This window comes from Sabulicella rubraurantiaca, from assembly GCF_017355885.1.
GTDB classification, from domain to species: Bacteria; Pseudomonadota; Alphaproteobacteria; order Acetobacterales; family Acetobacteraceae; genus Roseococcus; species Roseococcus rubraurantiacus.
The window spans coordinates 284,604-298,949 of the sequence record NZ_JAFEUU010000001.1; the positions used below are offsets into that span (position 1 = coordinate 284,604).

The following is a 14,346-nucleotide window of genomic DNA, read 5'->3' on the forward strand; positions in this document are numbered from 1 at the left end:
GAGGGAAGGCCCGGCGATGATCGGGGGTCAAGCCCTTCGCCGCCACCGATGGCTTCGTTGGTTTCTCGCCGTGCTGGTCGCGATCCCCCTTCTGGGTGGCGCGGCGACGGGTGCATTGCTCTGGCGGCTGGGGCAGGGGCCGCTCGTAGTGCCGATGCTGGCCCGGCAGATCGAGCAGCAATTGACGCCGGATGGAGGCAGAGGGCGCCTTTCCGTAGCCGAGGCGCGCCTTGCCTGGGACGGGTTCCGGGGCACGGCGCCGATCGAGGTGCAGATCTCAGGCGTGACGCTGCGCGACGAGGCGGGGCGCATGGTCGGTTCCTTGCCGGACTCCTCGCTCTTCCTGGCGCCGAGGCCCCTCCTGCGTGGCAGGCTGGCGCCGACCGAGATTGCCCTGCGCGGCCCAGAGGTTCGGCTGCGGCGGGAGGAGGATGGGCGGATCCACCTTGACCTCCCAGGTGAAGGAGAGGCGCAGGAAGCAGGCCCAGCCGACGCCACCGGCGACTTGCTGGCCGGGCTGATGCGTCCGGATCCAGGCGACAGCCCCATCGCCGACCTGCGCCGCCTCCGCATCCGCAGCGGCCTCGTCACCGTGCAGGACCAAGCGATGGACCGCGTGTGGCGGTTACAGGGCGTGGAAGTCGAGATCCGCCGTTCCTCCGAGGGCGTGCTCTCGGCAGATGGCGAAGCCGAACTGGTCACGGCGGGCGCCACCGTTCCGGTGCATGTGTCGGGGGAGGGCCGCGGTGAGCCCTGGTCCCTTACGGCCCGGCTCGGCCTGCCCGTTCTTCGCCCAGCCGAAATCGGCCGTATCTTTCCCGCGGCCGAGGCGCTCACCGCGCTCGACGCGCCGCTCGCCCTGGAAGCCGCGGCATCCTTCGACAAGGAAGGGACGCCGCGTGGCGTCTCCGTCTCGCTCTCGGCGCCCGAGGGTGGCCGCATCGCCGGCCTTCCTTTCGCGGCGCTCGACGCACGGCTGCACGCGACCGAGGAAAGGCTGGACCTCGAGGAGGCGCGGATCCGCGTCGGTCAGCGGTCTCTTTCCGCCCAGGGCGTGCTGTTGCGCCATGATGCAGGCTGGCGAGGCCGCCTGAACCTCGGCGCAGAAGCGGTGGAGGCGGAGGATTTCGCCGGGCAATGGCCAGGCACGCTCTGGCCGGAGGCGCGCGCTGTCGTGATCGGCGCCTGGCCGCGCGGGCGGGTTGAGGCGCTTTCTCTCGGCCTGGACGTGATGGCAGACGGGGCGCTTCGCGAATGGCGCGTGGAGAGTGGCGAGGCCCAGGCCCGCGCAACCGGGATGACACTGACCCTCGAAGGGCTGGGGCGCATCAACCTGGATGCCGCCGAACTAGACGCCGCCGCGACCCGGGGCGCCCTGACCCTGCGGCGCGCAGAGATCCGGCTGGAGCCTGTCGCGCCGGGCGCGCCTGGCCCGGTCCTGCAGGCCTCGGGCGCCGCGCGAAGCGAGGCGGGGAAGTGGCGCGGCAGTGCGGAACTCGCGCTGGACCGCGTCAGAATCGCGGACCTTCGCACGCTGTGGCCCGCCGGCCTGGGCGGGCCTGAGCGGATCTGGATCACCGAAAACCTCACGGCCGGCGAAATCCGGAACGGGCGCTGGACCGTGGAGGCGGAGGCGGCAGGCGACTTCTCCTCCCTCACGCCCCTTGCCTTGAACGGCGAGGCAAGGGTGGAGGGCGCCACGGTGCACTGGCTTCGCCCCGTGCCCCCCATTCGCGGGGTCTCGGCCACCGTGCGCTTCGGGCTGGAGGAGGTGACGGTCTCGACGCGCGGCGGTCGGCAGGAGCGCGATGGCGGCGAGGTCGGTGCGCTCGAAGTCCGCGATGCCAATCTGCGCTTCCTGCTGCCCGCCGGGCGGATCCCGCGCACTGAGATGACGCTGAATCTCGCAGGGCCGGTCGCGGACGTGGTCGCCATCGTGCGCCACCCGCGCCTGCACCTGTTCGACCGCCGGCCCTTCCCGGTGACGGTGGCGGCGGGCGCGATGGAGGGGACGTTGAACCTGTCCTTCCCGCTCATCGCCAATCTCACCACCGACCAGCTTCGCCTGCGCGCCGAAAGCCGGGTCCGCGGCGGGCGCCTCACGCGCCTTCTGCTGGAGCGCGACCTGGACGAGATTAATGCCGAACTGACGCTGGACACGGAATCGATGCGCGTCGCCGGCAATGCGAGCTTCGCCGGAACGCCGGTCCGGGTTGGGGCCGAGATGGATTTCCGCCAGGGCCCCGCCACGCAGATCGTGTCACGCGAAACGGCGAGCGGACGCTTCGACGCACGCGTGCTGGCCGAGCTGGGCTTCGACGCGGGTGGGATGCTCTCCGGCCCCGTGGCGATCGAGGCGCGCACGGAGCGGAGGCGCAACAGCCAGGGCACCGTGGCATTGCGAGGCGATCTGCGCGATTCGGTGCTGCGCTTTTCGCCACTGAAATGGGTGAAACCGCGCGGCACACCGGGCAGCGCCGAAGCGTCGCTGCGCCTGAATGGTGATTCGCTAACCAGCATCGAGAACATCCGCATCGAGGCGCTGGAGCTTGCGCTGCGCGGCCGTGCGGTGGCGCCTCGCGGCAGCCGGATTGAGCGTGTGGAGTTCGCCGAGAGCTTGTTCGGCGGCAGCCGCTTCGTGGGCGAGGCCCGTGCATCCGCGCAGCGCGACGGCCCTTGGAGCGTGGCGCTGCGCGGACCCGTGCTTGACCTTCGGCCGGTCTTCGGTCCCACCGGACATGTTTCGGGCGGTGCGGCGCGCGACCGGCTGGCGCCGAACGAAGCGGAGGGCGATGCGCCGCCGCTGTTGCTCGACCTGCGCTTCGACCAGGTGCTGATGGGCGAGCGGCGTGACGTGTTCGGTGTGGTCGCACGCGGCGCCACCGACTCGCAGGGTGTGATCCGCGAGGCCACGCTGCGCGGAGCGACGGCGCGGGGCGCGGGCGGGTTCGAACTCACCCTGGCGCCGCGTGGTCAGGCGCGCCTCCTGCGCGGCACCGCCGACGACGGGGGCGCGCTGCTGAACGCGCTCGGCATCACCTCATCCGTGCGCGGAGGGCGAATGTCGCTGTCGGCACAGTATGCGGAGAACCGGCCCGGCGCGCCGCTCAGCGGCACGGCGGAACTGGAACAATTCGTGATGCGCGACGCCCCGGCCCTGGGCAAGGCTTTGCAGGCAATGACACTCTACGGGCTGGTCGAGGCGATGCAGGGCGGGACCGGGCTTGCCTTCGCCCGCGCCATCGTGCCCTTCACACTGACGCCTGAGGAGGTCCGCATCGCCGACGCGCGGGCTTTCTCCGCCTCGCTCGGCGTAACAGCGCGAGGGCGTTTGCTGCGGGAGCGGAGCGTGCTGGACATGGAGGGGACGATCGTGCCGGCCTATTTCTTCAACTCGCTTCTGGGGAACCTGCCCCTGATCGGCCGGCTCTTCTCGCCCGAGGCAGGAGGTGGCCTATTTGCCGCGACCTTCCGCGCCCAGGGCGACGCGGATGATCCTCAAGTGACGGTAAATCCCCTGGCCGCGTTGACGCCGGGCTTCCTGCGCGGGCTGTTCGGCCTCGCCGAGAGCGGGGCGCCGAGGCGGTGACCCTGTTTGGCGCGCCGCTCCGGCGCTTCGAGGATGCGCGCTTCCTGACCGGGCGCGGCGACTACGTGGCTGACCGCGCGCCTTCCGGTGCGCTTCGGGCCGTGTTCCTCCGTTCGCCTCACGCGCATGCGAACCTGCTCTCGGTGAATGTGGAGGCGGCGCGGGCGATGCCGGGTGTGCGCCTGATCCTCACGGGCGCTGACCTCGCCGCCGCTGGCATCGGTTCGCTGCGCTGCGCCAACACGCTTGCGGGGGCCGAGATCCCGCTGCGCGAACCGCCGCGCCCATGCCTTGCCACGGATCGCGTGCGCCATGTGGGCGAGGCGGTAGCGCTGGTCGTCGCCGAAACCGAGGCGCAGGCGCTGGACGCCGCGGAGTTCATCGCGGCGGATTACGACGCCCTCCCTGCCGTCACGGACCCCCTGGACCCTGCTGGACCTGCGCTGCACGACGTCGCGCCCGACAATATTGCCTTCCTCTGGGGAAAGGGTGATTCCGAAGCGGTGCGGGATGGCTTCGTGCGCGCGGCTCGTGTGATCGAGGCCGCCATTCCCAACCCGCGCGTCACCTGCGCGCCCATCGAGCCGCGCGCCGCCCTGGCCTGGGAGGAAGGCGGGCGGCTGCACCTCCTGTGCAACGGTCAGGCGGTCCATGGCATGCGGGCGCAGATCGCTTCCGCCATGGCGCTGGAGCCGGACAGGCTGCGCGTCGTCGCGCCTGACGTGGGTGGCGGGTTCGGTGTGAAGAACGTGGCCTTCCCGGAGCACATCGCGCTGCTGCACGCCACGCGCCTTCTCGGCGCACCAATCCGCTGGATTTCGACCCAGGCAGAGGATTTCGCCGCCTCCGCCCATGGCAGAGCCCTGCACGGCACGGCCCGTCTCGCCCTCGATGCCGAGGGGCGGATGCTGGCTCTGGATGTACAGGCCGTGGCGGAGATGGGTGCCTACCTGTCGCTGCACGGCCCGCATTGCCCGACCAATGCGGCCTCGACCGCCATGGGGGGCTGCTACGACATCCCGGCCATCCGGTTTTCCGTGCGCGGCGTCTTCACCAACGCCGCCCCGATCGAGGCCTATCGCGGCGCCGGCAAGCCCGAGGCCAATTTCCTCATCGAATCCCTGATCGAACAGGCAGGCGAGGAGCGCCATGCGCTGCGCGCCCGCAACCTGATTGCCAGCCATCCGCACCGCACCGCGCTGGGCATGAACATCCTCGAGGGTGCCTTCCCCGAGCGCCTGCAGGAGGCCGAGCGCCTCGCGGACCGCGCCGGCTTCGCGGATCGCCGCAAGGAGAGCGAGGCGCGCGGCAGGCTGCGCGGTTTCGGCCTGACCTGCTTCCTGGAGACGGCACGCGGCACGCCCGGCGAATGGGCGCGGCTGCGGATGCAAAAGGATGGCAGCGTGGAGCTTGCAGTCGGGACGCAAAGCAACGGCCAGGGCCATGAGACCAGCTTCCCGCAATACGCCGCCACGCTGCTGGATTTGCCGCCCGAGCAGTTCCGCTACGTCCAGGCCGACACGGATCGCATCGCGCGCGGCAACGGCCATGGGGGCGCCCGTTCGCTGCACATGGGCGGCGAGGCCATCCGGCTGGCCGCCGCGGCCATGCTAGCCTCCGCGCGCACCGCGGCGGCCCGCCTGCTGCAATGCGACCCGAACGCGCTGCATTACGCCGCCGGCCGCTTCACCCTCACCGATTGCCGCGGCCTCGAACTTGCCGAGGTGGCGGCGCTGGAGGGAGCGCTGGAGGGAGAGGCGGCGCATGGCGTGGACCTCGTCACCTTCCCCAACGGCGCTCACGCCGCCGAGGTCGAGGTGGATCCCGAGACGGGGGAGGTGGTGCTGCTCTCCTACCTCGCCGTGGATGACTACGGGCGCGTGCTCAATCCGTTGCTGCTGCGCGGAAGCGTGCAGGGCGGGCTGGCGCAGGGCATCGGGCAGGCCCTGATGGAGCGCATCGCCTATGACGGCGACGGCCAGCTGCTCTCGGCCGGGTTCTCCGACTATGCGATGCCCCGCGCCGCCGATCTTCCCGATCTGCGCGTGGAGCTGCGCGAGGACCATCCGACCGAGGCGAATGGGCTGGGGGTGAAGGGGAGCGGCCAAGCCGGCTGCATCGCCGCGCCCCAGGCGGTGATGGCGGCAATCCGCGACGCGCTCGGGGCCGACATCACCATGCCCGCCAGCCCGGAGAAGATCTGGCGGGCGATCAATTCTCGCCCTCGGGCACCAGATCCACGTTGACGGTGAGGCTGTGCGCGCCGCCGCCCAGCAGCACCCCGCGGAGCGGCGACACGTCGGAAAAATCCCGCCCCCAAGCGAGCAGCACGTGCTCGTCCCGCACGACGATGCCATTGGTCGGGTCGAGCTGGGCCCAGCCGAGGCGCGGGCCGAGCCAGGCCTGCACCCAGGCATGGGACTGGTCGGCCCCGCGCCTTCGCGGCTCGCCCTGCGGCGGACGCGTCCGCACGTAGCCGGAGACGTAGCGTGCCGGCAGGCCCAGCCCACGCAGCGCCGAGAGCATGACCTGCGTGAAGTCCTGGCACACGCCGCGTCGCGTCCGCATCACCTCGGCGATGGGAGTGGTGATGCTGGTCACGCCCGCCTGGAAGGTGAAGTCGCGCCGGATGCGGGCATTGAGGTCCATCAGGCCGAGGAGCACGGGGCGGCCCCGCGGGAAGGAGGGCGCGGCGTAATCGCGCGTCACGGGGAGCAGCGGGATGGACGAGGTGGGCAGGATGAACTCGGCGGCCTCCGCGTCGTGCGCGGCGCTGCGCGCTGCTTCCCAGGGTGGCGTCTCCGCAGGTGGGGCGTCGAAGCTCACCTCGACCAGACTCTCCGCCGTCACCTCGAAGGCCGTGTGCGGCGCGGCCAGGAAAAGTCGCGTCGCCGGATTGCCGAAATGGTCCGGCGCCTCCGTGTGATGGTCGGGAGCAGGCAGGCAAGTGATGCGCGTCGAAACGACCCTCTGCCCTGGCATTTCGCGCGGGCGCAGATGGAGGAGGTGCGAAGCGAGGTCCACCGGATACTGGTATTCATAGGCGGTGCGGTGGCGCAGCCAGTAGGTCGGCATGGGCACGCTCAAGCGCCGAGGACCAGCGCGTCGCCGCCCGTGTCCACCCCGACGGCACGCGGCGCGGGCAGCAGCGCGAAGTAGCGCCGCGTCACCATGTCCGACAGGACGCCGACCTCGCTGGCGATGTGGCGCAGCAGCGGTGGCAATTCCGCCGCCGCGCGTGACTGGTCCGCCGCGTCGAGCAGCCGCGGCGTGATGCCCTGGGCAAGGGAGAGCAGCCGCCCAGCCTCCTGCGCCGCCGCGTCGTTCCGCTCCGTGGACACCTCGCCCAGCGCGGTGGCGACGCCGGCAAGCTGGAAGGCGAGGCCGCGCGGATTGGACGGGTCGGCCAGGACGAGGTCCAGCGCCGGGGCAGGCTGCAGCACGTTCAGGTAGCGCGAGCGATAGGTGATGGCGCTGTCGCAAAGCTCCAGCACGAGACGCAGCCCGGCCTCGATGCGCTGGGGCGGGCCGTCCAGCGCCGTTGCGATCTCGGAGGCGATGGCTTGGCCGCGCTCGATGCGGCGGCCCAGTTCCAGAAAGAGATGGGCGCCGCCTCGCACCATGTTCTCCGCCGCCATGCCGGCCACCGCATTGGCGAAGCGCAGCGATGGAACGAGCGCCCGCGCCAGTTCCGGCAGGTCGGGCGGCGCGGCGTCCAGTGACGCTTCCGCCGCGCGCAGCGTCTGGGTGAAGGTGGCGTGCATGTCAGCGGTCAACCGGTCGCGCACGGATTCCACAAGCTGTCCGATCCGATCCTGCAGGTGCCGCATCGCGGGCGCGGCCTGCCGCCGCAGCGCATCCGCCAGCGGCGAAAGGCTGCCGGTCGAAGGCTTGGCCTCGCGCCCCAGCAGCGCCGCCTCGTTCAGGCAATGGGCGAGGACCGAAAGCTCCACCATCTCGCGCGGGAGGAGGGCACCGCGCCGGATCCGGGCGATGCTGGCGCGCATCAGCCTCGCGCCGCGATCCAGCCGCTCCACGTAGCGGCCCAGCCAGAACAAATTATCGGCGACGCGCGAGGGAATGGCGCCCGCGGTGCGGCGGATGGGCAGGGGCGGCGCGACATGCGCGGCCGGGCCGATGATCGCCTCGGATGGGTCGGGAGGGACCCAGACATCCTTGCACCAGCCCGCGCCCGGCAACCGGCCGGTGAGCGGGGCACCCGGACCCACCAGACGTGCGATCCCACCGGGGAAGCATTGCCACTTCTCGCCGTCATGCACGGCGAAGACACGCAGGACGAACGGCACCGGCGCGAGGGTCCCATCCTCCAGCGCGGGCGCCATGGGCAGGGCCGGCAGGGCCACCGCGGCCTCCACCCGTGCAGGGTCGCGGTGGCGCCGCTCCCCGGCGCGGCCATCCCCCGCCGGGCGGAACAGCCAGGCGGAGGCATCGTCCGGCAGGCGCGGCGGCGCGTCTCCGGAAGCAAGGAGAGTGGTGGGGAGGGAGGGCAGCTCCAGCGCCTCGCCGATAAGGCGTGGCGCAAGCTTGTCCAGGAAGGCTGCAAGCGCCGGCATCTCCCCCAGCGACGCGCCGGGCCGGTTCACGCAGGACAGTGCCCCGTGGCGAAGCGCGTCGAGCAGGCCTGGTACGCCACGCCCGGCATCCGCCTCGGGCTGGTCCAGCGGGTCGATCGTATGGGCATCGAGCCGCGACAGCAGCACGTCGAGGCGCTGGAGGCCGGCCAGCGTCTTGAGGAACAGCGCGCCATTGCGCACCGAAAGGTCGCCCGCCTCCACCAGCGCGCAGTTGAGTTCCCGCGACAGGACGACATGCTCGTACCAATGCGGGTCGCCGATACCGGGGGAAAGCAGGGCGATCGCCGGTTCCGCCTGGGCCCCCGTCGCGAGGCGCGCGAGGGATTCCTGCCAGAGTTCGAAGAAGGGCGAGAGGGATAGCGGCGCGGCGGCGCGGAACGCCTCCGGCATGGCGGAGGAGAGCAGGCGCCGGTTCTCGAGCGCCTGACCGAGGCCGGAGGCGCGGCCGGTCCGGTCCTGCAGGACACGCCATGCGCCATCCGGCCCGCGGACCAGGTCGGCCCCATAGAGATTCAGCCACGGACCCGGAGCCGGGCCGCGCATGGGGCGCAGGAAATCGGGGCTGCCCAGGACCAGTGGCGCTGGGAGGAGGCCCTCGGACAGCAGTTCCTGCCGCCCGTAGAGGTCCGACAGAACCGCATCCAGCAGCCGGGCCCGCTGCGCGACCCCGCGCGCCAGCGACTCGAACTCGGCGCCATCCAGGGGCAGTGGCAGTGGGTCCAGCCGCCAGCCCGACCGCGCGCCCGGAAGGAGCGAGGCCGGCCCCTCTTCCTGCATGGCGCGCGACAGGCGCTCGCCGCGCTCGGCGAGGGCCGAGCGGTCGAGCGAACCAACCGCGCCCATGACCCCGCGCCAATGTGACCGCAGCCGGCCGTCGCCCGAGACCATCTCGTCCCGGCCGGCGGTGAACTCAGGAAACATGTGCGCGCAGGTCGAGCGTGCAGGGATGCTCGAGGCTGGGGGCCGGAACCGGGCGCGGCATGGGACCGGGGGTGTGGCCATGGGCGAAGAAGCGGGCGCGGCGACGGGCCTCCGCCTCGTTCGCGTTGACCGGGAAGGTCTGGTAGTTGCGCCCGCCCGGATGCGAGACGTGGTAGGTCAGGCCGCCGACCGCGCGCCCCGTCCAGGCATCATGCACGTCGAGCACCAGCGGAGTCTGCGCCCGCACCGTGGGATGCAGGGCAGAGGGCGGATCCCAGGCCTTGAAGCGGATGCCCGCTACGAACTCGCCGGCCTGGCCCGTCGGATGCAGCGGCACGGCGGCTCCATTGGCGGCAAGGGTGTAGCGCTCTGGAACCCAATTGGTGACGCGGGCCTGCACGCGCTCGACGCTGCTGTCCACGTAGCGCACCGTGCCGCCGCCGCCCGTCTCCTCGCCCAGCACGTGCCAGGGCTCCAGGGCATGGCGTAGCTCGAGTTCCATTCCCGCTGCTTCCACCGTGCCGAGGCGCGGAAAGCGGAACTCGAAATGCGGCGCGAACCAGGCGGGGTCGAGCGCGAACCCCATCTGCCCCATCTCCTCCAGCGCGCTACGGAAATCCTCTTCGGCATGATGGGGAAGCATGAAGCGGTCATGCAGTGCCGTGCCCCAGCGCACGAGCGACCGGCGATAGGGCTGTCCCCAGAAGGCGGCGACGGCGGCGCGCATCAGAAGCATCTGCGCCAACGACATCTCCGCGTGGGGCGGCATCTCGAAGGCACGGAACTCGACCAGGCCGCGGCGCCCGCCCGGGCCGTTCGGGTCGTACATCTTGTCGATGCAGAACTCCGTCCGGTGGGTGTTGCCGGTCATGTCGGCGAGGAGGTTGCGGAACAGGCGATCGGTCAGCCAGGGCGGCACCGGCCCCCCGGCGCGCATGCGGTCCAGTTCCCGGAAGGCGATCTCCATCTCCCGGATCGCATCCATCCGCGCCTCGTCCACGCGCGGGTGCTGCGAGGTGGGGCCGATGAACAGGCCGGAGAAGAGGAAGCTCAGAGACGGATGGTTGTGCCAGAACGAGACCAGCGAGCGCAGCAGGTCCGGCCGCCGCAGGAAGGGGCTGTCCTCCACCGTCGCGCCGCCCATGACGACGTGGTTGCCCCCGCCCGTGCCGACATGGCGGCCATCCAACATGAACTTCTCGGTGGCGAGGCCGACCTGCCGCGCCTCCTCGTAAAGCTGGGTCGTGCGCTGTTCCATCTCCGTCCAGGAGTGGGCGGGGTGGATATTGGCCTCGATCACGCCAGGATCGGGCGTGACGGAGAAATTGTTGAGGCGGTCATCCTCGGGCGGCAGGTAGCCCTCGATGACCACGGGACGGCCACTCTCCTCCGCCGTCGCCTCGATGGCCGCGAGGAGCGACAGCCAGTCCTCCGCATCGAAGAGCGGCGGGCAGAAGATGTGCAGCTTCCCGTCGCGCGGCTCGACGCACAAAGCAGTGCGCACCTGGGCAGGGTCATTCATCCCCACCTCGGGCGGCGGCTGCGGCACGGGGCGCTGGTTCACCGGCAGATCCACACCGGAGACGGAGGCGCGCAGCTGGTCGAGCAGGGGGAGGGGCTGCTTTGGCGCGAAGGGGTCGGGCTCGAAGGGTCCCTCCATCGCCAGATCCTCGGGCGAGAGCCAGGGCAGGGAGGCCAGGGGCAGACGCAGCCCCATCGGCGCGTCGCCTGGGGTCAGGAACAAGGCTTCGTCGCGGAAGAACCAGCGGCCCGATTGCCAGCGCCGGTCCCCATTCATCCGGACACGGCGCAAGGGCAGCACGGAGCCGACCGGCGAGCCGAGGCCGCCGCGGAACAGCCGGGCGAAGCGCGCCCGCTCCAGCGGATCAAGCAGCTTGCTGTCCTCGGCCGCCACGTTTGCTGGGAGCCGGTTCTCGCGCCACAGGTAGTAGTGCACGTCCTCATGCGCGTCCCGCACCAGCTCGGGTGGGACTTGGAGGCGTTCGGCCAGGCGTTCGGCGAAGCGCGCGGCATCCTTGGGCGTCGCCCCGCCCGGCGTGTCGTCCGAGGCGAGGAGGCCAGGGTCGCTCCAGATCGCCTCGCCATCGCGGCGCCAGTGGCAGGAAAGGGCGAAGCGGGGCAGGGGCTCGCCCGGATACTGCTTGCCCTGGCCTGTGTGCAGCACGAAGCTCGGCGCCCAGAGCGGCGCGAGGCGGCGGATCAACTTCTGGGCGTAGAGGCGCTTGGTCGGCCCCAGCGCATCCGTGTTCCATTCCGGCGCGTCGCGGTCGGAGGCGGCGACGAAGGTTGGCTCACCGCCCATGGAGAGCCGCACATCCTGCCGCGCCAAGGCCCGGTCCACCTCTCGCCCCATGGCGGTGATCGCGGCGCATTGCTCAGGTGTGTAGGGCTTGGTGACGCGCGGCCGGTCCTCGATGCGGCGGATATGCATCTCGAAGCCGAACTCCACCTCCGCCTTCTCGACGAGGCCGGAGATCGGGGCGGCGGATTGCGGCTCCGGCGTCGAGGCCAGAGGGATGTGGCCTTCGCCGGCAAAGAGGCCGGAGGTGGCATCCAGCCCGACCCAGCCCGCACCGGGCAGGTACACCTCGGCCCAGGCATGGAGGTCGGTGAAGTCGGCGCTCGGCCCTTCCGGTCCCTCGACCGGCTTCACGTCCGCGACGAGCTGGATCAGGTAGCCGGAGCAGAAGCGCGCGGCGAAGCCCAGATGACGCAGGGCCTGGACCAGCAACCAGGCAGAGTCGCGGCAGGACCCGCGCGCTTCGCCCAGGGTTCGCTCCGGCTCCCACACGCCCGGCTCCATCCGGACGATGTAGGCGATGCGACCCTGCACCGCCTGATTGATGCGCCACAGGAAATCCACCGTCGCCTCGCCCTCGCGCGGCGCGACCTCGGCGAGGAGGGAGCGGAGCATCGGCCCGGCCGGAGCCTGCTTGCGGAAGGGGGCAAGCTCCTCGCTCAGCACCGGGTCATAGCTGAAGGGGAACTTCTCCGCCTCCGGCTCCAGGAAGAAGTCGAACGGGTTGATCACCGCCATGTCGGCGACGAGGTCCACCGTGACGGTGAACTCCTTCACCTTTTCGGGGAACACGACCCGGGCCTGGAAATTGCCCTGTGGGTCCTGCTGCCAGTTCAGGAAGTGCTTCGCCGGCTCGACCTTGAGGGAATAGGAGAGGATTGGCGTCCGCGCATGCGGCGCCGGGCGGAGGCGGATGACCTGCGGGCCAATGCTGACCGGCCTTTCGTAGCGATAGGTGGTGCGGTGGGTCAGCGCGGCGTGGATGGACATGGTTCCCCGTCAGCAAGCGGCGCGCCACTATAGGGGCCATGCGTCCCCTCTTCGACCCCGGTGAATTCACGATCCCCGCTGGGGTGCATCATCTCTGTGCAGGCGGGAAATCCGCGGTGCTGCGTTGCACGGAAACCGCGCTGCTGCGGTTCCTCCAGGACAAGACGGGCGGAAAGGAGGGCGACATCCGGCAGGAAGCGGAGGTGGAACGCCTCACTACCCGCCTAGCCAGGTTCTGGTCCGTGCCGGATGGCGATGTCGGGCTCTGCTCCTCCGTGGCGGAGGGTGTCTCGATCCTGGCGGAAAGCTGGGATTGGCGGCCGGGCGACAACGTCGTGGCGGTGGCGCATGAATACCCCTCCCTCGCGGCGCCCTTCGCTGCCCTGCCGGGGGTGGAACTGAGGGTCGTGCCCGACCTCGCCGCACTGCGCGCCCGGGCCGACTCGCGCACTCGCATGGTGCTGGCGAGCCATGTGAGCTTCCTCGACGCCGAGCGGGCCGATCTCCCCGGCCTGCGCGAGGCGGCAGACCGGGTGGGTGCGGCGCTGGTGCTGGACCACACGCAGGCAGCAGGCTGGTGCCGCATCGGCGCCGGGATCGAGGATTTCGGCCTTGCCGCCTGCTACAAGTGGATGCTCGGCATCACCGGCATCGCCATCGCCCATTGGAACCGCGCTCGCCAGCCCGGCTGGGCGCCGCGTACGGCCGGGTGGCACAGCATCGGCGCCGAATGGCGGCCGGACTGGCCTGAACGCCCTCTGGTGCCCGGCGCCATGCGCTTCAACCGCGGCAACCCGAATCATGCCGGCGCCTATGCCCTCCACGCCGCGCTGGATTTCCTTGAGATTTACGATGCGGCCGCGCTGGAGGCCCATGTCCTCGCCCTTGCCGGCGAGCTGCGCGCCCGTTGCCTCGAAGCCGGGCTTCCGATGCTGACCCCTATCAACCATGGCGCCAGCGTCTGCCTGCCGCATCCGGACACGCGCGCGGCCATCGCCGCCCTGAACCAGCGTGGCGTCTGGGCTTGGGGCGGACGCGGGCGCATCCGCGTCTCCTTCCATGGCTACAATGGCGGCGCCGACCTCGACTCCGCCTTCACTGCGCTGCGCGAGGTGTTCAGCGCCCCTTGAACACAGGCACGCGCTTCTCCCGGAAGGCGGTGAGGCCCTCGCGCAGATCCTCGCTCGCCTGGCTTTCCTTGGCGCGCAAGATCGCAGCCGGCACATCGAACTGGCCGCGGGCGATCTCGTTCAGCGAGCGCTTCACCCCCTGGACCGCCAGCGGCGCCATGGCGGCAAGGCGATCTGCAAGCGCATCCACCCGCGCATCCAGCTGGTCGGCCGGGACCATTTCGGTCAGGTAGCCGATGGCCAGCATCTCCGGCGCGGCGATCTTCTCCGCGGTGAGGAAAAGCTTCTTCGCCGCGTTCAGCCCGAGGCGCGATACGTAGCGCACCATGCCAGACGGATAGTAGTGCAGCCCCAGCCGGGCGGCGGGCATGAACATCTCCGCAGTGTCCACGCCGATGCGGAAGTCGCAGCACAGGGCGAGGTCGGTGGAGCCGCCATACACCCCGCCGTTGAGCCGGCAGATCACCGGAGCCCGAAGATTCTCCAGCTTTTCCAGCATCTGCTCGAAGGACGCCTCGCCGGTCACCTCGGCCGCCGGCCGGGATGCAAGGTCGCCCAGATGGTAGCCGGAGGAGAAGGACCGCCCCGTGCCGGTGATGACCACAACACGGATCGCCGGATCGGCGTCGATCGCGGCGAAGTGGGCGATGAGGGTCTGCAGGTCCTCCGGTTGGATACGGTTATGCACCGACGGCCGGTTGAGCCGGATCGTGGCCCGCATTCCTGCGACCGAGAGGATGGGAGTGCCGCCGTCCTGGTCCATGTCCGTCCCTTTTGCCTATTCCGTGTGCCGTTCCGGTC

7 protein-coding genes are annotated in these 14,346 nt (G+C 70.8%); 3 read left to right on the top strand and 4 right to left on the bottom strand.

What is annotated here, in order from left to right; translation table 11 throughout:
• Nucleotides 1-16: 16 nt before the first annotated feature.
• Both JTJ31_RS01435 and JTJ31_RS01440 read left to right on the top strand, forming a co-directional pair.
• Nucleotides 17-3,589, top strand: coding sequence for an AsmA-like C-terminal region-containing protein (locus JTJ31_RS01435; protein ID WP_207536817.1), 3,573 nt, complete (start codon nucleotides 17-19; stop codon nucleotides 3,587-3,589).
• A complete protein-coding gene (locus JTJ31_RS01440) occupies nucleotides 3,586-5,835 on the top strand; it encodes a xanthine dehydrogenase family protein molybdopterin-binding subunit (protein WP_207536818.1) in 2,250 nt (749 codons plus the stop codon). The genes JTJ31_RS01435 and JTJ31_RS01440 overlap by 4 nt, the downstream gene beginning before the upstream one ends.
• Here the strand turns inward: JTJ31_RS01440 and JTJ31_RS01445 are convergent.
• Genes JTJ31_RS01445 through JTJ31_RS01455 form a run of 3 tightly spaced genes read right to left on the bottom strand, consistent with a single transcriptional unit; the run spans nucleotide 5,801 to nucleotide 12,415 of the window.
• Nucleotides 5,801-6,664, bottom strand: a complete 864-nt coding sequence (locus JTJ31_RS01445) for a transglutaminase family protein (protein ID WP_207536819.1) — start codon at nucleotides 6,662-6,664, stop codon at nucleotides 5,801-5,803. The two genes, JTJ31_RS01440 and JTJ31_RS01445, sit on opposite strands and share 35 nt — an antisense overlap.
• Nucleotides 6,665-6,672: 8 nt before the next feature.
• Nucleotides 6,673-9,105: a circularly permuted type 2 ATP-grasp protein gene (locus JTJ31_RS01450; protein ID WP_207536820.1), complete on the bottom strand. Its 2,433-nt coding sequence runs from the start codon at nucleotides 9,103-9,105 to the stop codon at nucleotides 6,673-6,675.
• Nucleotides 9,095-12,415: a transglutaminase family protein gene (locus JTJ31_RS01455; RefSeq protein ID WP_207536821.1), complete on the bottom strand. Its 3,321-nt coding sequence runs from the start codon at nucleotides 12,413-12,415 to the stop codon at nucleotides 9,095-9,097. Before JTJ31_RS01455 ends, JTJ31_RS01450 begins: the two co-directional genes overlap by 11 nt.
• Before the next feature lie 116 nt (nucleotides 12,416-12,531).
• Between JTJ31_RS01455 and JTJ31_RS01460 the strand changes: the two genes are divergently transcribed.
• Nucleotides 12,532-13,545, top strand: a complete 1,014-nt coding sequence (locus JTJ31_RS01460) for an aminotransferase class V-fold PLP-dependent enzyme (protein ID WP_207536822.1) — start codon at nucleotides 12,532-12,534, stop codon at nucleotides 13,543-13,545.
• Here JTJ31_RS01460 and JTJ31_RS01465 read toward each other — a convergent pair.
• Entirely contained in the window at nucleotides 13,532-14,308 is a 777-nt protein-coding gene (locus JTJ31_RS01465; RefSeq protein ID WP_207536823.1) for an enoyl-CoA hydratase/isomerase family protein, read from the bottom strand. The genes JTJ31_RS01460 and JTJ31_RS01465 overlap by 14 nt on opposite strands.
• Between the last annotated feature and the right edge of the window lie 38 nt (nucleotides 14,309-14,346).